The organism is Halomonas borealis, from assembly GCF_004798905.1.
In the GTDB taxonomy this organism is placed as follows: domain Bacteria; phylum Pseudomonadota; class Gammaproteobacteria; order Pseudomonadales; family Halomonadaceae; genus Halomonas; species Halomonas borealis.
The window spans coordinates 187,679-206,070 of sequence record NZ_SDMO01000001.1; the positions used below are offsets into that span (position 1 = coordinate 187,679).

The following is an 18,392-nucleotide window of genomic DNA, read 5'->3' on the forward strand; positions in this document are numbered from 1 at the left end:
GAGACCGGCCTGATTCGGTATGATGCCATTCTACTCGTTCCCGACGCGCTGGCCCATGCCTGCCACGCCGGGGCTCAATGCGACACGACAAGGACCGCCCATGATTCGCAAGGCCGTACTGCCCGTCGCGGGCTTTGGCACTCGCTGCCTGCCCGCCTCCAAGGCCATTCCCAAGGAAATGATCACCATCGTCGATCGTCCGGTGATCCAGTACGTGGTGCAGGAGGCCGTCGAGGCCGGCATTCGCGATATCGTGCTGGTGACCCACGCGAGCAAGAGTGCCATCGAGAACCACTTCGACAAGCACTTCGAGCTCGAGGCGAGCCTCGAGGCCAAGGGCAAGCACGAGCTGCTCGAGGAGCTGCGCTCGATCGTCCCGGACGACGTCAACATCATCAGCGTCCGCCAGCCCGAGCCGTTGGGCCTCGGCCACGCGGTGCTCTGCGCGCGCCCGGTGATCGGCGACGACGAGCCCTTCGCCGTGCTGCTGCCCGACGTGCTGGTCGACGGCGACCAGCCGCGCAACGACCTGGCCGGCATGGTCGAAGCCTTCGAGGCCAGCGGCCGTAGCCAGTTGATGGTCGAGGAAGTCCCCCATGAACGGGTCGACAAGTACGGCATCGTGGCCCCCGAGGGTGAGCCCCCGGCGGCGGGGCAGGCCGCACCCCTGGCCGGGCTGGTCGAGAAGCCCGCGGTGGACGAGGCGCCTTCCGATCTGGCGGTGATCGGCCGCTACGCGCTGCCCGGCGCCATCTTCCCGCTGCTCGCCGAGACGCCCCCCGGTGCCGGCGACGAGATCCAGCTGACCGATGCCATCGAGACGCTACGCCAGCAGGATGGCGTCGACGCCTGGCGCATGCGCGGACGCACCTATGATTGCGGCCACCAGCTCGGCTATCTGGAGGCGATCCTCGCCTACGGCCGTCGCCATGAACGTTACGGTGCCGGCTTCCGTGAGCTGCTGAGCCGCTACAGCGGCGAGGAGTGAGCGATGCGCGTCCTGGTTCACGGCAGTGAGCTGGCCGCCGCCACCGCGGCGGCGGCGCTGGCATCGGTCGGCCACCGGGTGACCTGGTGGCCCGATGCCAGCGCCGACTGGTCGACCCTGTCCGCGAGCGGCTGGCTTGCCAGTGAGCCGCAGCTGATGGCACGCCTGGAAGAGGGCGTCGAACAGGGGCACTTGAAGGTGCTCAGCGCCGACGAGCGGGCCAGCGGCGATGGCTTCGAGGTGCTGTGGCTGGCCCTGTCGCCGGAGCAGCGCGAGGCAGCGCGGGGCATCGTGACGGAGCTCTCATCGCGGCTGACCCCGGAGGCCGTGCTGGTCAACAACTCGACCTTCCCGGTCGGCGAGACCGACCGCCTGGCCGCCTGCCTGGGCAACGGCCGGCGGGCCGTGGCGCTGGCCGACCTGCTCGAGGAAGGGCGGGCCTGGGAGACCTTCACCCGGCCGTCGCGCTGGCTGCTCGGCTGCGACGACCATGATGCCGAGCGGCAGGTGCGCGAGCTGCTGCGTGCCTTCAATCGGCGCCATGAGGTCTTCCAGCGCATGCCGCGGCGCGCCGCCGAGCTGACCAAGCTGGCCATCAACGGCATGTTGGCCACCCGCATCAGCTACATGAACGAGATCGCCGGCCTCGCCGACACCCTGGGGGTGGACGTCGAGCATGTCCGCGAAGGCATGGGCGCCGACACCCGCATCGGCTACGAGTACCTCTATCCCGGCTGTGGCTTCGGCGGCCCCAGTTTCTCCCGCGACCTGATGCGCCTGGCCGATGTTCAGTCGGCCAGCGGCCGCCACTCGGCGCTGCTCGACCAGGTGCTGGACATCAACGAGCACAAGAAGGAGACGCTTTTCCGTAAGCTGTGGGCGCATTACCACGGCCGGCTGGAAGGCAAGGTCGTGGCCATCTGGGGGGCGGCCTTCAAACCGGGCACGGCGCGCATCGATCATGCACCGGTGCTGACGCTGCTGCGCGCTCTCTGGGCCCAGGGCGTACGCGTACGGCTGCATGATCCCGCCGCCATCGAGGCGCTACGCGAACGGCTCGGCGAGCACCCGCTCCTCGAGCTGTTCGACGGCGATCCGGACGAGGCCCTGGAAGGGGCCGATGCCCTGATGCTGGTCACCGAGTGGAAGGCCTACTGGAACCCGGATTGGCCGCGGCTGGCATCACGCCTGGCGGGTAAGCTGCTGCTCGACGGCCGCAATATCTATGACCCGACGCATGTGGCAAGCATGGGGCTGCAGTATCGGGGGATCGGCCGCCGTGCCGATCCTTGAGTCAGCTCGATTGGCTGCTGCGCTCGATAGCCTGGTCGCCGGCGGCACTCGCTATCCTCATGTAGCGGGCGACACTCTGGTAGCTGCGGTCGACCAGCCTCTCCACGCTCGCGACGTAAAACGATGCCGACTCGCTGAATCCGGGGCCTGAAAACAAAACGGCCTCGCCAGAAGGCGGGGCCGTTTATCGTTCGCGAGTCCGGGTCGGATCAGGCGAAGTTCTGGGCGACGAAGTCCCAGTTCAGCACCTTCCAGACGTTCTCGAGGTACTTCGGACGCGCGTTACGGTAGTCGATGTAGTAGGCGTGTTCCCACACATCGATGGTCAGCAGCGGGGTCTGGCCGTGGGCGACCGGGGTGTCGGCGTTGCTGGTGTTGACGATGTCGACGCCGCCATCCTCGGTCTTGATCAGCCAGGTCCAGCCGGAACCGAAGTTGCCCGCCGCCTGGGCGTTGAAGGTTTCCTTGAACTTGTCGAAGGAACCGAACTTGGCGTTGATGGCCTCGGCCAGGGCGCCGGTCGGCTCACCGCCGCCATTCGGCGACAGGCAGTGCCAGTAGAAGGTGTGGTTCCAGACCTGTGCCGCCTGGTTGAACAGGCCGCCGGAAGCGGACTTGATGATCTCTTCCAGGGACTTGTCGGCGTTCTCGGTGCCGTCGGTCAGCTCGTTGAGCTTGTTGACGTAGGTCTGATGGTGCTTGCCGTAGTGATACTCCAGGGTCTCGGCGGAGATGTGCGGCTCCAGGGCGTTCTTCTCGTACGGCAGTGCGGGCAGTTCGAATGCCATTATCGTTTCTCCTCATTGCTGATCATGGGTCGGCGACCCATGGTGTGCCAGTGCGCTGGGGGAGTGCAAGGTCGCTGTCGGCTCGAATCGGCCGTGCCCGTTCGCTCCCTCGATAAAAAACCGTACACTATCAGTATGCTGTGCCAATCCGGTCACGGCATCATATCACCCGGTTTGGGGTCCGCCAATTCGCTGACTGGGACCCGCACCGGGCCGCGTGCCGGCGAGACGGCCGGCAGGACGCCGACACGCAACGCGCAAGGAGACCCTCATGGCAGAGCGCCCGGAAGACAGCCGGCAGCCACGCCCAATCGTGCCGGACCCGGATGCCAGCCTGGCCGGGCACCACCGGCCACATGCCTCGCCGCGGGCGGCCATCTGGCCCCTGTGGCTGTTGATCCTGTTACTCGTTGCGGCATTGATCGGACTGGCGGCGGCGGGTTGGCTGGAGCGCCAACGCCTGGAACAGCGACTGGTTCAGCTCAACGGTGAGATCTCCAACGTGCACGCCCGATTCGATGCCTCGGAGGGGCGGGGCGACGTGTTATCGGACCTGCAAGCGCGCCTCGATGAACTCGAGGGGCAGGGCGAAGCCATGGACGCCCGGCTGAAAACATGGCGCGCCGAGCGGCTGACGCCGTTGGCCGATACGCAGGCCGAGCTTCAGGCACGGCTCGCGACCCTCGCCGAGGACGGCGAAGTACGGGCCGACACCCTTGCCGCGGTGCGCGATTCCATGGATGCCCTGGAGACCGCCAGCCGCGAGGGGCAGGCCGCACTCACCGAGCGCCTGGCGGCCCTGGAAACCGCTCACCAGGGACAGGCCGAACGCCGTGAAGCCCTGGCCTCGCGGCTCGACGAGGCCACACAGACCCTATCGACCCTCGACACCGACGTTGAAGCTCTGGCGACGGCGCGCGATGATGATCATCAACAAACGGCCGATCTCGAGGAACGCCTCGGGGACATGCAGGCCGAATTGAGGGAACTCCGCCAGTCACAGCTGGCCATCAACGCCCGGCTCGAAGCGCTGCGGCAATGACAGGACGCCGGCCAGGGAAGCCACGCCATCATGGATAAGTGTTTCATCAAGCACCTCTCGCTCGCCTCGCTGGTGGCCTGCTTCGCCGCCCCCGGGGCGGCGCTGGCCATGGACGCGAGCATCGAGGGTATCGACGGCGCACCGGCCGACAATCTCGAGGTCTATCTCGATGGTCTAGAGGCCGACCAGTACTCGCCGCAGCGACTCAAGGCGGAAATCCAACGTCTCGCCCAGGAATCCCTCAAGGTCTATGGGTACTATGAGCCGACACTCGAGATCGCCTTCGACGATCCTGAGGCGCCCAGCGCGGTGACCCTCGACGTCGACCCCGGCGAGCCGGTGCGCATCGAGCGTCTCGGCTTCCGTCTGGCCGGCGACGCCGCCGAGGATCCGCCGTTCCGCGCGGCTATCGCCGGCTATCCCCAGGAGGAGGGCGAGGTCCTGCTTCACGCCCCCTTCGATGCCCTGCGTAGCCAGCTCTCGGGGCTCGCCCTGTCGCGTGGCTATTTCGACTGGAGCTTCACCGAGCGACGCATGGAGATCCGCCCCTGGGATCACAGCGCTCGCCTGTCACTGGCCCTGGATAGCGGTCCTCGCCACCGCTTCGGGCCGATCCACTTCCGCGGCCAACACATCGAGACCGAACGACTCGAGGCCCTGGCCCCCTTCAGCGAAGGGCAGCCGTATCTGGCCGGTGACATCGCCACCTTCAACCAACGGCTCGGCCAGACCGAGTGGTTCTCCTCGGTCGGCGTGCGTCCCCAGTTGGATGCCGGAGTACGCGAACTGGCCCTGCCGCCGCCGCGCCGGGATTTCTTGCAGGCCCTGGACGTGGCGGGGCTGCCACCGGCGCCGGCCCCCATGCCTCGCCTGAGCGCCGAGGCGCTCACCGCGGCCAACGACCTCCGCGCGCCGGCGGTGCCCGAAGTTCCCATCGAGGTGACGCTCACCCCGGCCGACCGTCACCAGTTCGAGGTAGGCGTCGGCTTCGCCACCGACGTCGGCCCCCGTACACGCTTCTCCTGGGACCAGCCCTGGGTCAATCGCTACGGCCACAGCCTCAACCACGACCTGTATCTCTCCGCGCCGGAGCAGGAATTCAGCGGCGTCTATACCATGCCGCTCGAGGACCCGCGACGCGATAGCTACCGCCTGCAGTATGGCCTGCGCAACGAGGACAACGAGGATACCGAGAGCCTCGAGGCCAGCGTGGAATTCGGCCGTCGCTGGCAGTTCGACAACGCCTGGGAACAGATCGTCTACCTGCGTGCCACCTACGAGGACTTCACCCAGGCGGACGAAGACAACCAAGTGTTACTGCTCTATCCCGGCGTACGCTGGACACGGACCCGCTCGCGCAACCCGACCTTCCCCACCTGGGGGGATCGTCAGCAGATCACCCTGCAATACTCCAGCGAGGCCTGGGGCTCGTCGGCCGAATTCCTGCGCATGAAGGCCGACTCCCAGTGGATCCGCAGCCTGGGCGAGAATTATCGTTTCGTGGGGCGCGTCGGCGCGGGCAGCGTCGTCACCGACGATTTCGGCGACATTCCCCCGTCGCTGCGCTTCTTCACCGGCGGCGACAACAGCGTGCGCGGCTACGGTTATGAATCGCTGTCCCCCGAAGACGACGAGGGCCAGCTGACCGGCGGCGAACAGCGCCTGGTCGCCAGCGTCGAGGCTCAGCGGCGGTTGACCGGCAAGTGGTGGCTGGCGGGTTTCGTCGATGTCGGCGATGCCTTCACCGACTGGTGGCCCCAGGAGCTGAACACCGGCGCCGGCCTGGGCCTACGCTGGATATCGCCGGTGGGGCCGATTCGCCTCGATGTCGCCCATCCCTTCGACAATGAGGACGCCTTCCGCCTGCACTTCGCCATCGGCCCGGAATTCTGAGCAAGGGGCTCATCATCATCACCGTTCACCCCGTGCGTCGGGGCCGCCCCAGGCCCCGGACGCCGAGCCTGCGAGAGTCATCATCGTGAGAAAGCGTCGCCTGAGCTGGGCCTTGGCCCGTCTACTGATCCTGCTGCCGCTGTGGCTGCTGGGCCTGATCCTGCTGCTGTTGGGCCTGGCCCTGTCGCCCTGGGGCACGGGGCTGCTCATGGACCAGGGTCAACGGCTGGGACTGATCGAGGTGGAAGCCGTCGAGGGGGCGCCCCTGGATACTCTGCGGGTCGACGGGCTGCGCCTGGAGGCCGGCCCGGCCAGCGTGGCGCTCGATCATCTCGAGCTGGCCTGGGCCGAGGACTGCCTGCTCGACGGCCGGCTGTGCCTGGATCGCCTGGTGGTCGAGGGCGCGCGGATTCGCCTCGGCTCGGGCGATGGCAGCGACGAAGACGCTCCCGATGAGACCACCGGCGAGGCCGCGGGTCCCATCCAGCTGCCATTCCCGATCGCCCTGCGCGAACTCGTCCTCGATGATGTCGAGGTGCGCCTCGCCGATGGCACGCGTCTGGGTTGGCGTCACTTCGAGAGCGGCGCCGATGCCGCAGCCGAGACCCTGACCCTATCGCCGACTCGCCTCGTCGGCCTGCGCCTGACCCTGCCGATCTCGGCGGGCAATCAGCTCGCCCTGAGCGAGGCCGAGCGTGACGAGCCGGTGCTCACGGCGGCGGCGATCGACGCCGCCGTGGCGGCGCGCTCACCGCTACCGGCAAGCGTCGCCCCATCCGCGGCCGGGGTGAGCGACACCCCGCTAGATGAGCGTGAGCGCCTGAGCCTGCCTTCGATCACCCTGCCTCTGGCGGTGGAGGTCCCCAGCCTGACCCTCGAGAATGCCGCCCTCGAGGGGCCCCAGGCCTACGTCATCGACCGCCTCGACCTCAGTGTCACCGCCCGAGATCAGCGGGTCGTCATCCACCCCCTGGCGGTAGCGTCCCGGGAGGCCGACGCCAAGCTCGAGGCGGAAGTGACCCTCGACGACGACTATCCCCTCGAGATGACGCTGGGAGCCGATTTCTACCTGCCCGAGCGTCTTCCGGCGCTGGCCGGACAGCGTCTCGAACTGGCCCTGAGCGGTGACCTGGGCGACCTGGACGTGGCGTTCACCGCCAGCGGTCCGGTCGAGGCACGCCTGACCGCTCACCTCGATGCCCTGAACCCGGCCATGCCGTTCAGCGCCCATCTGGAAAGCCCCTCGTTACAGTGGCCTTTGCCCGGGGCCGAGCCGGCCGCCGACGACGACGGCGCCGCCGACGACGACGGCGCCGCTGACGACGAGGGCGCGGCGACGCCCGGCGAACCGTGGCGGATCGAGGATCTCGCGCTCGACGCCGAAGGCTCGCTCAACGACTACCGCCTCGCGCTGGGGCTCATGGCTCAGGGGCCGTCGCTGCCACAGACCCGGTTGGCACTCGACGGCCGAGGGGATCTGCAACACTTCGCCTGGGCACCGCTGCGACTGACGCCTCCCGAGGGCCAGCTGACCAGCGAAGGGCGCATCGACTGGTCCGAGGCGCTGGCGGTCTCGGCGCGGCTGGCCGTCGACGGGTTCGATCCGGAACCCTTCGTCGAGGGCTTGTCCGGCCGACTCGATGGCGAGTTGCAGCTGGCCTTCGCCCAGAGCGCCGATGGCTGGCGGCTGGGGGTGCCGAGCCTGTCCGCTGAGGGCGAGCTTGCCGAGCAACCGTTCGCGTTGGAAGGCCAGCTATCCGGCGACCATGACATGAACTGGGAGATCGCGACGCTCGACCTGCGCCAGGGCGATAACCACCTGGAGGCCTCCGGCGAGGTAGCGCCCCAGCGCCTGGACCTGGACGCCCGGCTCGACATGCCACGCCTGGACACCCTCTACCCGGGGCTCGCCGGCGCGCTTTCCGGCGACATCGAGGCCACCGGCAGCTTCGAGCGCCCGCAACTCGAGCTCACGCTGAACGGCAATCGCCTGGCCTTCGCCGACAACCGACTCGGCCGGCTGGACGTGGCGGGCGAGGTCGCCGGCCTCGACGATCCGGCCCTGAACCTGAGCCTTTCGGCCGCCGATGTCGCGGCCGGTGGCCAGGCCTTCGAGGCCATCGACCTGGCCCTCGAGGGGCGGCTCTCCGAGCATCGCCTGACCCTCGACGTGCAAGGCGATCCCGATGGCCCCCTGGCGGCGCTAGAGCTGGCCCTGGACGGGGCCCTCGACGAGGCCCGCGAGCACTATAGCGGCCGGTTGACGCCGCTCGAGGCCGACACCGCCTATGGCCGGCTCGGCCTCGACGAGGCATTGGCCTTCGAGGCCGATCTAGGAGCCAGTGGGCTCGAGGTTCAGCCATTCTGCCTGCGTCGCGAGCAGGGCGGCGGCCTGTGTCTGACCGAGCCGCTGTCGGCCTCGCCCGAACGTGGCCGAGCCGTGCTGGCGATCCGCGAGCTGCCGATGGACCTGATCAATGATGCGTTGCCCTCGGGCTGGCGTGTCGAGGGCGGCAGCACGGGTAACCTGGCGGCCGAGTGGTCGAACGGCGGCACGGCCTGGCAGGCACAAGCCAACCTCGACAGCGAGGTCGAGGTCGCCGGCGAGGACGCCTACGGGCAACCCTGGTCGGTTCCCGGCACGGGGCTTGCTGTCGATCTCGCGGCCGATCAGGCTCGCGCCGATCTCGATCTGGCACTGACCCTCGGCGACAGCGGCGCGTTGCGCCTCGATCTGGGCATCACCGATCCCATGGGCGCCGGGCAACTGGCCGGGCGGCTGGCGATCGACGAGTTGCGGCTCGCCCCCTATCGTCCGCTGGTCGCCGACCTCGACACCCTGGAAGGCACGCTCGGCGGCAACATCGAGATCGGCGGTAACCGTGAGCAGCCACGGCTGGACGGCCGCCTCGAGCTCGATGGCCTGCGCGCGGAGGGTCTCGGCCTGCCGCTATCGGTGGCCGATGGCAACCTGACGGTCGCCCTGAGCGGCCAACGCGCCGACATCGACGGCTACCTGGCAAGCGAAGAGGGACGCCTGAACATCACCGGCGATGCCCGCTGGCCATCGGCGCAGGCATGGCAAGCCTCCCTCGACCTGGAAGGCCGTGAGCGTCCGCTCGAGGCATCACTGCCGGGCTTCGGACGCCTGCGCATGGCGCCCGACCTGTCGATCCGTGCGACACCGGAGCGGTTGCGGGTGCGCGGCGAAGTCGGCGTGCCCTGGGCACGGCTCGAGGTGGGCCAGGTGCCGGCTTCGGCCGTCTCGCCGAGCCCCGACGAGGTGATCATCACTCGCGAGGAGGCCGAGGAGGCCGATCGTCGTGCCGCCGGCGAGGAGGCCGGGGAGTCCACCGCCGAGGCCATGCAGAGCGCCGGCATGGCGCTGGATGTCCGGGTGACCCTGGCATTGGGTCCCGACATGCGACTCGAGGCCTATGGCCTCGAGACCCGGCTGGCCGGTGGCCTGGAGGTACGCCAGTCGGGTGGACCCGTGCAGCTATTCGGCAACGTCAACCTGGAGGATGGTCGCTTCCGCGCCTTCGGCCAGGACCTGGTGATCCGCGAGGGCATCCTCTACTTCAGCGGCCCGCCCGGCCAGCCGCTGCTCGATTTCGAGGCGATCCGTAACCCGGACAGCACCGAGGATGGTGTGATCGCCGGCATACGCGTCACCGGCCCCGCGGCCAAGCCGAGCCTGGATATCTTCTCCGAGCCGGCCATGGACGAGTCCCGGGCGCTCTCCTATGTCTTGCGAGGCCGTGCCCCGGACGACAGCGGAGGCGCCGACGGCGCCCTGACATCGGCGCTACTCGGTGTCACCCTGGGCAAGGCTGGCGGCGCCGTGGGCTCCATCGGCGAGGCCTTCGGCATTCAGGACCTGAGCCTCGATACCGCCGGTAGCGGCGAGGACAGCCAGGTGGTGGTGACCGGGAACCTTACCGACCGCTTGAGCGTCGGTTATGGTGTCGGCGTCTTCTCGCCGATCGCCGAACTGAGCCTGCGCTACAAGCTATGGCGGAACCTCTACCTGGAGGCCGTCTCCGGCGCCTCCCAGGCGGTGGATCTGATCTACACCTTCAGCCTGCCGGGCGACCCTCCGGAACTGAATCGATAACAGGAGCGACACGATGCACAGCTCAACTCAGCCCGCCCCCGAGGGGCGTGACACCGCCCTGACGATCGATGGCCGGCACGCGATCAATGGCCACGACATGATGCCGCCTTGGCCCGCGGGCATGGCGGAGATCGTGCTCGGCCTGGGATGCTTCTGGGGCGCCGAACGGCTGTTCTGGCAGCTGCCCGGGGTTCATGTCACGGCCGTGGGCTACGCCGGCGGCGTGACGCCGAACCCGACCTACCGCGAGACGTGTTCCGGCCGGACCGGCCATGCCGAGGTGGTGCGGGTGGTGTTCGACCCTCGGATCATCGATCTCGAGAGCCTGCTGCGCCATTTCTGGGAGGCCCACGACCCGACACAGGGCAACCGTCAGGGCAACGACGTCGGGCCTCAGTACCGTTCGCTCATCCTCACCACCGACGACGCCCAGCGAGACACCGCCGAGCGCAGTCGCGACGCCTATGGTGAGGCATTGAGCCATGCCGGTCGCGGTCCGATCACCACCGAGATCGCCTCGCTCACGGCCTTCTACTACGCCGAGGACGAGCACCAGCAATATCTGGACAAGAATCCCGGTGGCTACTGTGGCCTGAAGGGTACCGGCGTCGGCTGCCCGATCGGCTGATCCGTCTGGCGGGCGGAATCCACGAGTCGCTGCCACAACGCGGCGACCGCCGGATGCGGGTTGCCCCGGTGGCGGTAGAGGCGGATCGTCAACGCCACCTCCCAGCGTATGCCGCCGGCAGCCACCAGGCTGCCGGCGGCGAGCGCCGCCTGCACCGAGCGTTTCGGCAACCAGCCGAGGCCATAGCCGAGCCCGACCAGTTCCCGGATATTACCGCTCTGAATGCTTTCGTTGAGCACGCTGAAGGTCGGCATCTCGCCGAGCCTCTCCAGATGCGCGCGGATGGCCTGATCGATCATTCCCCGCGGGTGATAGGCGATCAGTGGCAGGGGGCGCCGCCCCGTGTCTTCGAGCGAGAAGCGCGGGCGACCATCGGCGTCGGGCAGCGATACCGGCACCAGGCGTTCCTCGCCGAGTGATATCGCATCGAGCCCGGTGGTATCCAGCGCCAGCGGACAAGGCCCGGCCGGCCAGTAGCACAGCACCAGGTCGCACTCGTTGCGGCCGAGTGCTTGGAAGTAATCGTCGACCAGCCAGCCGGTGGCCCGCAAATAGGGCGTCACCGGTGGTGTCGGCTCGATCCCGGCCAGCCATTCCGGCAGGAAGTTGGCCAGCAGGCTCTGCGGCGCGGCCAGACGGATACGGCTGGCGTCGCTCTCGGCCAGCTGGCCGAGTCGCTCATGGGTGGTGGCCACCCGTCGCGTGACGTCCTGGCACAGGGCCAGGAACTCGTCGCCGGCCGGGGTCAGCGACAGCGGCAGGGTCTGCCGATTGATCAGCGTCGTGCCCATCTCCTCCTCGAGCAGCTTGATGCGTCGCGAGAAGGTCGGCTGGGTCACATTCTGTGCCTCCGCCGCCCGGGAGAAATGGCGGGTACGCGCCAGGGCGATGAAGTCTTCCAGCCAGCGTAGTTCCATAACCGTCCTTAATGCCGGATGACCGAGGGCCGATGCGGTCCATTATGCCAGACCCCATCGGGGCCTCGGCCAGGGGCCATTCGCGGGCGCGGGGAGACGCCCCATGAACGCGCCTAGATCCGGCCTTCCTCCACGCCGTGGCAGGCCACCTGGCCGCCCTCGTCGGTGGCGATCATCGCCGGCACCTCGCGACGACAACGCTCATTGGCATGCGGACAGCGGCCATGGAAGACACAGCCCGACGGCAGTCGGACCGGCGTCGGCACCTCGCCCTCGAGGCGAATATGCTGCGGTCGATCGTCTTCGAGCCGAGGGATCGCCGACATCAACGCCTGGGTATAGGGATGGCGAGGCGTGGCGAACAGGGTCGCCGTGGGCGCCACCTCACAGACGCGGCCCAGGTACATCACCGCCACCCGGGTGCCGAAATGCTCGACCACCGCCAGGTCGTGGGTGATGAACAGGTAGGTCAGGTTGCGCTTCTGCTGGGCCTCCATCAGCAGGTTGAGCACCTGGGCCTGGATGGAAACGTCGAGTGCCGAGATCGGCTCATCGGCGACGATGAATTCCGGATTCACCGCCAGGGCACGGGCGATGGCGATGCGTTGACGCTGGCCACCGGAGAACTCGTGCCCGTAACGGGGGCCCCAGTCCGCGGCGATGCCCACCGAGTCCATCACCTCGGCGACCTGATCCTTGACCCTCGCCGGGGACCAGTCCGGGTGATGCAGCCGAATCGGCTCCTCCAGGGTCTGCTGGATGGTCATCCGTGGATTCAGCGATGCATAAGGGTTCTGGAAGATCATCTGCATGCGCCGCCGAAAGGGCAACAGCGCCTTGGTGGAACGATCATCGATGCGTTCGCCGTCGTAGTGGATCTCGCCGGCGCTGGGCCTGAGTAGCCCCATCACGGTGCGCGCCACCGTGGACTTGCCGCAGCCGGACTCGCCGACCACGCAGAGCGCCTCGCCGCGCTGGATATCCAGGTCGACGCCGTTGATGGCGTGCACGTGCTCCTGTTCGCGGACCAGCTTGCCGCCCTTGAACTTGAGCTGTTCCAGGAAGTCGCCGGACAACGAGAAGCGCTTCTCGAGGCCGCGCATCGACAGCAGCGGGGTGGCCGTCTGCGGCGCCGAAGCGGCGTTGATCGAGGAAGTAGCGGTGGTCATCGGTCTTGCTCCTCGGCCGGAAGCCGTTCGCGTTCGATCATCTCGGCGACCATGTGACAGGCCGCCTGGCAATTGCCCGAGGTGACGAATCCGGGCACCTGGTCGTGACAAGCCTGGCGATGCGACCCGTCGGCACGGGTGACGAAGCCACAGCGCGGGTGGAAGGCACAGCCGCTCGGCAGGCGGTTGAGTGATGGCATGCTGCCGGGGATCTGGTTGAGTCGTTCGCCCGGGGTGGCCATCTGCGGCAAGGCCTTGATCAACCCCTGGGTATAGGGGTGCTGTAGATCATTGATGATCTCCCGGGTCGGCCCCTGCTCGATGACCCTGCCTGCATACATCACCAACATGCGCTGGGTGACCTGGCTGACCACCCCCAGGTCGTGGGTGATCAACACCAAGCCGACGTTGTGCTCCTCGCAGAGCTCCAGCAGCAGCGCCATGATCTCGGCCTGGATGGTCACGTCGAGCGCCGTGGTCGGCTCGTCGGCGATGATGATGTCGGGGTCGAGCAGCAACGCTATGGCGATGATCACGCGTTGGCGCATGCCGCCGGACAGCTCGTGGGGGTACTGGTCGAGGCGCGCCTCGGGGGAGGGGATCTGCACCTGCTGGAGCTTGCGCAGCGAGATCGCCCGGGCATCGCGGCTCGCGATACGACGGTGAGCCTTGAGGCACTCGACCATCTGCTCGCCGATAGTCAGCACCGGATTGAGCGTCATCATCGGGTCCTGGAAGATCATCGAGATGCGATGCCCACGGATGCGACGCAGGGCGCGATCGGAAACCCCGATCAGCTCCTGGCCATCGAAGCGGATGCTGCCGCCGGCGATGTAGCCGGGCTGGGCGATCAGGTTGAGCAGGCTGAAGGCCGCCACGGACTTGCCGGCGCCGGACTCGCCGACGATGCCGAGGCGCTCGCCGCGGTCCAGGCTGAAGCAGATGTCGCGCAGCGCCTTGACGTCGCCACCGCGCAGGGCGAAGCGCACGTCGAGATGGTTGACTTCGAGAAGTGACATGAGGATCAGCCCTTGTAGAGACGGGGATTGAGCACGTCGCGCAGCCAGTCACCGAGCAGGTTGATGACCAGCACCAGCACCACCAGCACCAGCCCGGGGATCAGCGTGATCCACCAGGAGCCGGATTGGATGTAATCGAACCCGGACTTGATCAGCGAGCCCAGCGACGGCTGGGTCTCGGGCATGCCCAGGCCGAGGAAGGACAGCGCCGCCTCGGAGATGATGGCGTTGGCCACCTGCACGGTGGAGATGACGAAGATCGGCGACAGGGTGTTGGGCAGGATATGGCGGAACATGATGCGCCGGCTCGAAAGCCCCATGACCCGCGCGGCATCGACGTATTCCTTACCCTTCTCGGCGAGCACCGAGGCGCGCACGGTGCGCGCATACTGCGGCCATTCGGCCAGGCCGATGATCAGCACCAGCAACGGCACGGCATAGGTGCTGAAGGTGGCACCACCGAAGATCGCCTTGAACAAGGCGCCGACCACGATCGCCACCATCAGCGTGGAGAAGGACAGCTGGATGTCGGCCATGCGCATCAGGAAGGCATCGACTCGCCCGCCCAGGTAGCCGGCCAACAGGCCGAAGCAGACCCCGAGGCTGGCCTGCATCGCCACCGCACCGAAACCGATGATCAGCGACACCCGGAGCCCATAGAGGATGGTCGAGAGCAGATCGCGGCCCTGGGAATCGGTGCCCATCAGGTAGGTCGGATCGCTGCCATCGACCCAGAAGGGGGGTAGCTCGGAGGCCAGGATATCGATCTGTGCCAGGTCGTAGGGGTTCATCGGTGCCAGCCAGGGGGCCAGCAGGGCACAGCCGACCAGCAGGATGAACACCGCCAGGCTGAACTGGGCGATCAGGTCGCGCTTGAAGCTGTAGAGCAGGTAGGAGTCGCGGAAGCGCTCCCAGCGGCTCGTCGTGGACGAACGGGTGACGGAGGAGTGCGTGGTGGTCATGCGGGCTTCCCTGTCAGCTTGACGGTGGGGTTGACCAGGCCATAGATCAGGTCGACCAGGGTGTTGGTGATCACGAAGATCAGCCCCACGATCATCAGGTAGGTGACGATCAGCGGAATGTCGGAGCGTTCGATGGCATCGAGGAACATCAGGCCCATGCCGGGCCACTGGAATACCGTCTCGGTGAGGATGGTGTAGGCGACCAGGGTGCCGATCTGCACCCCACCCACGGTGATCACCGGCAGCATGGTGTTCTTCAGCGCGTGCAGGAAGTAGATGCGGCGCAGCGAGATACCCTTGGCACGAGCGAACTTGACGTACTCGGACTGCATCACCTCGAGCATCTCGGCACGGATCAGGCGGATGAACAGCGGCAGCATGATCGAGGCCAGAGAGATGGCCGGCAGCACCAGGTAGGAAAGCCCCTTGAGCGAGGCGAAGTTGGTCTCCCAGGTGCCGAATACCGCCACCGGATCGCCGCGCCCGTAGGCCGGCATGCCACCCTCGGTGGAGAGCAGGTCATTGAGCCAGCCCCCCCAGCCGGTATCGGCGGGGAAGGGCGTCACGCTCACGCCGATGGCGAACAGCTGGATCAACACGATGGCGGTGAGAAACACCGGAATCGAGATGCCGATGATCGACACTCCCATGAAGAAACGCGACAGCCAGGCGCGGGGCCTGATGGCGCTGTAGACCCCGATGGGAATCGACAGGGCGATGATCAGGAAGGTCGAGGCGGCCACCAGCTCCAGGGTCGCGGGCAGGTGACGCAGGATGACGTCGGTGGTCGGCTCGTTGAAGACATAGGAGTAGCCGAAGTCGAACTGCACCGCATTGGCGGCGAAGCGCAGGTACTGGACCGCGAAGGGGTCGTTGAGGCCGAGCTCTTCGCGTAGCACCGCGCGCTCGCTCTCCGGCACCGATTGGCCGACCATCTGCTGGATGGGGTCGCCCAGATTGTCCTGGATGGCGAAGGCGATCACGCTGATGACGAACATCACCAGCAGCGCATGGAAAAGGCGCTTGATCAGAAAGGCGATCATGAGTGGCGTCCCGTAGGCAAGCAGGGGGTGGCACGCTCGTTTCGAGCGCGCCACCGGGGCAGGAAGGGGCAGGACCTCGCCGGCGGGGCGCCGGCGAGGCAGCGGTCACTGTTCCTCGACGACCAGGTCCCCGAGATAGGGGAAGTTCATCACGTTGAGGATCGGCTCGATGTCGACGTTGGCGGCGGACGCCCAGGCCAGATCCTGCCAGTGCAGCGGGATGAAGGCGGCCTCGTCATAGAGGGTCTGCTCGACCTGCTGAAGCATCTCGGCACGCTTCTCGAGATCGACCTCCAGGTTGGCCTCGGCCACCAGGTCGTCGAGCTCAGGATTGCAGTAGATGCCGGCATTGTACTGGCCGGCACCGCTATCCAGATTCTGGCAGGCGGTCAGGTACTCGTGCAGGTTGGCCGAATCCTCGGTGTCGGCATGCCAGCCGATCATCATCATGTCGGCGGCTCGGTCGTCGTACTCGCCCCAGTACTGGGCCTTGGGCAGGGTCTTCAGGTCCACCGTGACGTTGATGCGTGCCAGCATGGCGGCCACCGCCTGGGCGATCTTGGCATCGTTCACGTAGCGGTTATTGGGCGCCATCATGGTGATCTCGAAGCCGTCCTCATAGCCGGCATCCGCCATCAACTGCTTGGCGCGTTCCACGTCGTAGCGCGGCGCGAGGTCATCGACATGCCCCACATAGCCTTCCGGCGACAACTGGGCCGCCGGGGTGGCGAAGCCCTTCATCAGGCGATCGGCGATGCCTTCCTGGTTGATGGCATAGGCGAAGGCCTGGCGCACTTGTGGATCCTGGAAGGCCTCGACGCGTTCCTGATTCATATGGAACAGGATGATCCGGGTGCCGGACATGGTGACCAGATGGGTGTCGTCGTCGTTCTCGATGCGCTCCAAGTCGTTGGGCGGCACCGGGGCGATGAAGTCGACGTCGCCGGACAGCAGGGCGGCCACGCGGGTGGCGTTCTCGCTGATCGGCGTCATCACGATCTCATCGACGTTGCCCGGGGAGTCTTCGTCCCAATAGTCCTCGTTACGCTCGAAGACCACGCGTACGCCCTGTTGGCGTTCGGTGACCTCGTAAGGGCCGGTGCCCGAGACATGCCGCGAGGCATAGGAGTTGCCGTTCTTGACGATCTCGTCCTTGGCATCACCGTCGCCGTCTTCGCCCGTATAGAACTGGCTGTCCAGCGGGAAGATATAGGTGGCCAGGTTGAGCAACAGCGGGTAGGGCGTCTTGGTGGTGAACTCCACGGTATGCGCATCGACCGCCGTCGCCGAGGCGATGGGCGCGAAGATCGCCTTGAAGTCCGGGCTGCGCTTGAGGCGCTCCACGGTCCACACCACGTCGTCGGCGGTGAAGGCATTGCCGCTATGGAACTCGACGCCTTCGCGCAGGCTCATGCGTAGGGTGGTGTCGTCGACTTGTTCCCAGGCGGTCGCCAGGCGCGGCTCGAACTCCAGATCCTGGTTCCAGCGTACCAACGGGTCGAAGGTCATGTGAGAGAGCTGCAGGATCCCGCCGGAGAGCTGCTCGTGGATATCGAGCGAGACCGGGTCGGCATCGTAGGCCATGCTGAGGGAGGTCTCGGCCTGCACGGCCGGTGCGATGGCAGCCGCGGTCATGGCCGCGCCGATGGCGCTGGCCAGAAGGGTCTTCTTGATTGTCATGTGTCGTTCCATGCCGGATGGATTGTTATGCGCATCGCCTCGAGATCAGGCGAACGACCGTTTGTTGTGGTCCAACCCTCAACATAGAGAGTTCCACGGCAGGAAGACAATCGAAATAACGAGAAGGGATCATGCGCCCGACGAATGACGACTCGTCGGGCGGCGGGGGCGTCAGTCGTCGCTGGGCGGCGCCAGGCGGTCGATCCGATACAGGGTGGAGACCTGGTCGAGCCCGGTCACGCTGCACTCCAGATCGGTGACCCGGCCGTCGCTCAGGCCATAGACCCAGCCATGCACGGCGAGCGGCTGGCCGCGCTGCCAGGCGCGCTGGATGATCTTGGTACGACACAGGTTGTTGACCTGGGCCTGGACGTTGAGCTCGCACATGCGGTCGACCTGCTCTTCCTCCGACAGGTGTTCGAGCTCGGGACGGCGCAGGCTGTAGAGCTCACGCACCGAATGAAGCCAGTAGTCGACCATGCCGCACTCGCCGCCGGTGACCGCGGCCTTCACGCCGCCGCAGCCGTAGTGACCCACGATCATGATGTGCTTGACCTTGAGCACGTCGACGGCGAACTGAACCACCGACAGGGCATTCATGTCGTTGTGATGGAGCAGGTTGGCGACGTTGCGATGGACGAATACCTCGCCTGGCGGCAGGTCGATGATCTGGTTGGCGGGCACCCGCGAGTCGGAACAGCCGATCCACAGATAATCGGGGTTCTGCTGCTGGGAGAGACGCGCGAAGAAGTCGGGATCCTGCTTGCTGACGTTCTCCGCCCACGCACGGTTGCGCTCTAGCAGCTGCTTCATTTCGGTTTTCATGGGGCGGGTCTCTTATGATCAGGCAAAC

General features: G+C 66.9%; 14 protein-coding genes. 6 read left to right on the plus strand and 8 right to left on the minus strand.

The genetic code is table 11. From position 1 onward, the window contains the following. Positions 1-100 precede the first annotated feature (100 nt). Entirely contained in the window at positions 101-988 is an 888-nt protein-coding gene (galU, locus tag ETC07_RS00855) for a UTP--glucose-1-phosphate uridylyltransferase GalU (RefSeq protein ID WP_136246658.1), read from the plus strand. Between the two features lie 3 nt (positions 989-991). Beyond that, on the plus strand, positions 992-2,281 hold the full coding sequence (locus ETC07_RS00860; protein ID WP_136246659.1) for a nucleotide sugar dehydrogenase: 1,290 nt from the start codon (positions 992-994) through the stop codon (positions 2,279-2,281). A 209-nt stretch (positions 2,282-2,490) separates the two neighbouring features. Here the strand turns inward: ETC07_RS00860 and ETC07_RS00865 are convergent, their stop codons facing one another. Then, positions 2,491-3,069, minus strand: a complete 579-nt coding sequence (locus tag ETC07_RS00865) for a superoxide dismutase (RefSeq protein WP_136246660.1) — start codon at positions 3,067-3,069, stop codon at positions 2,491-2,493. 271 nt (positions 3,070-3,340) lie between these two features. On the opposite strand from ETC07_RS00865, the gene ETC07_RS00870 reads away from it, so the two are divergent. From ETC07_RS00870 to msrA, 4 genes are all read left to right on the plus strand, one after another. Further along, positions 3,341-4,111, plus strand: a complete 771-nt coding sequence (locus ETC07_RS00870) for a hypothetical protein (protein WP_136246661.1) — start codon at positions 3,341-3,343, stop codon at positions 4,109-4,111. A gap of 30 nt (positions 4,112-4,141) precedes the next feature. Beyond that, positions 4,142-6,004: an autotransporter assembly complex protein TamA gene (gene tamA / locus ETC07_RS00875; RefSeq protein WP_136246662.1), complete on the plus strand. Its 1,863-nt coding sequence runs from the start codon at positions 4,142-4,144 to the stop codon at positions 6,002-6,004. Positions 6,005-6,089: 85 nt separating this feature from the next. Continuing rightward, entirely contained in the window at positions 6,090-10,121 is a 4,032-nt protein-coding gene (gene tamB, locus ETC07_RS00880; RefSeq protein WP_240724518.1) for an autotransporter assembly complex protein TamB, read from the plus strand. Between the two features lie 13 nt (positions 10,122-10,134). After that, positions 10,135-10,749 carry a peptide-methionine (S)-S-oxide reductase MsrA gene (msrA, locus tag ETC07_RS00885; RefSeq protein WP_205742479.1) on the plus strand — a complete coding sequence of 205 codons (615 nt, stop codon included), beginning with the start codon at positions 10,135-10,137 and terminating at the stop codon, positions 10,747-10,749. Here msrA and ETC07_RS00890 read toward each other — a convergent pair. From ETC07_RS00890 to can, 7 genes are all read right to left on the minus strand, one after another. Next, a complete protein-coding gene (locus tag ETC07_RS00890; RefSeq protein WP_136246665.1) occupies positions 10,704-11,666 on the minus strand; it encodes a LysR family transcriptional regulator in 963 nt (320 codons plus the stop codon). The two genes, msrA and ETC07_RS00890, sit on opposite strands and share 46 nt — an antisense overlap. 113 nt (positions 11,667-11,779) lie before the next feature. Then, the gene (locus tag ETC07_RS00895) at positions 11,780-12,835 is read right to left on the minus strand and encodes an ABC transporter ATP-binding protein (protein ID WP_136246666.1); all 1,056 of its coding nucleotides are present in this window, start codon (positions 12,833-12,835) and stop codon (positions 11,780-11,782) included. Further along, entirely contained in the window at positions 12,832-13,854 is a 1,023-nt protein-coding gene (locus ETC07_RS00900; RefSeq protein WP_136246667.1) for an ABC transporter ATP-binding protein, read from the minus strand. The genes ETC07_RS00895 and ETC07_RS00900 overlap by 4 nt, the downstream gene beginning before the upstream one ends. A gap of 5 nt (positions 13,855-13,859) precedes the next feature. Further along, positions 13,860-14,816 (minus strand): ABC transporter permease, encoded by a 957-nt coding sequence (locus ETC07_RS00905; RefSeq protein ID WP_136246668.1) that lies wholly within the window; start codon positions 14,814-14,816, stop codon positions 13,860-13,862. Beyond that, positions 14,813-15,859 carry an ABC transporter permease gene (locus ETC07_RS00910; protein ID WP_136246669.1) on the minus strand — a complete coding sequence of 349 codons (1,047 nt, stop codon included), beginning with the start codon at positions 15,857-15,859 and terminating at the stop codon, positions 14,813-14,815. The genes ETC07_RS00905 and ETC07_RS00910 overlap by 4 nt, the downstream gene beginning before the upstream one ends. Positions 15,860-15,964: 105 nt before the next feature. Then, positions 15,965-17,539, minus strand: coding sequence for an ABC transporter substrate-binding protein (locus ETC07_RS00915; protein WP_136246670.1), 1,575 nt, complete (start codon positions 17,537-17,539; stop codon positions 15,965-15,967). 171 nt (positions 17,540-17,710) lie between these two features. Next, the gene (can, locus tag ETC07_RS00920; protein ID WP_136246671.1) at positions 17,711-18,364 is read right to left on the minus strand and encodes a carbonate dehydratase; all 654 of its coding nucleotides are present in this window, start codon (positions 18,362-18,364) and stop codon (positions 17,711-17,713) included. Positions 18,365-18,392 lie beyond the last annotated feature (28 nt).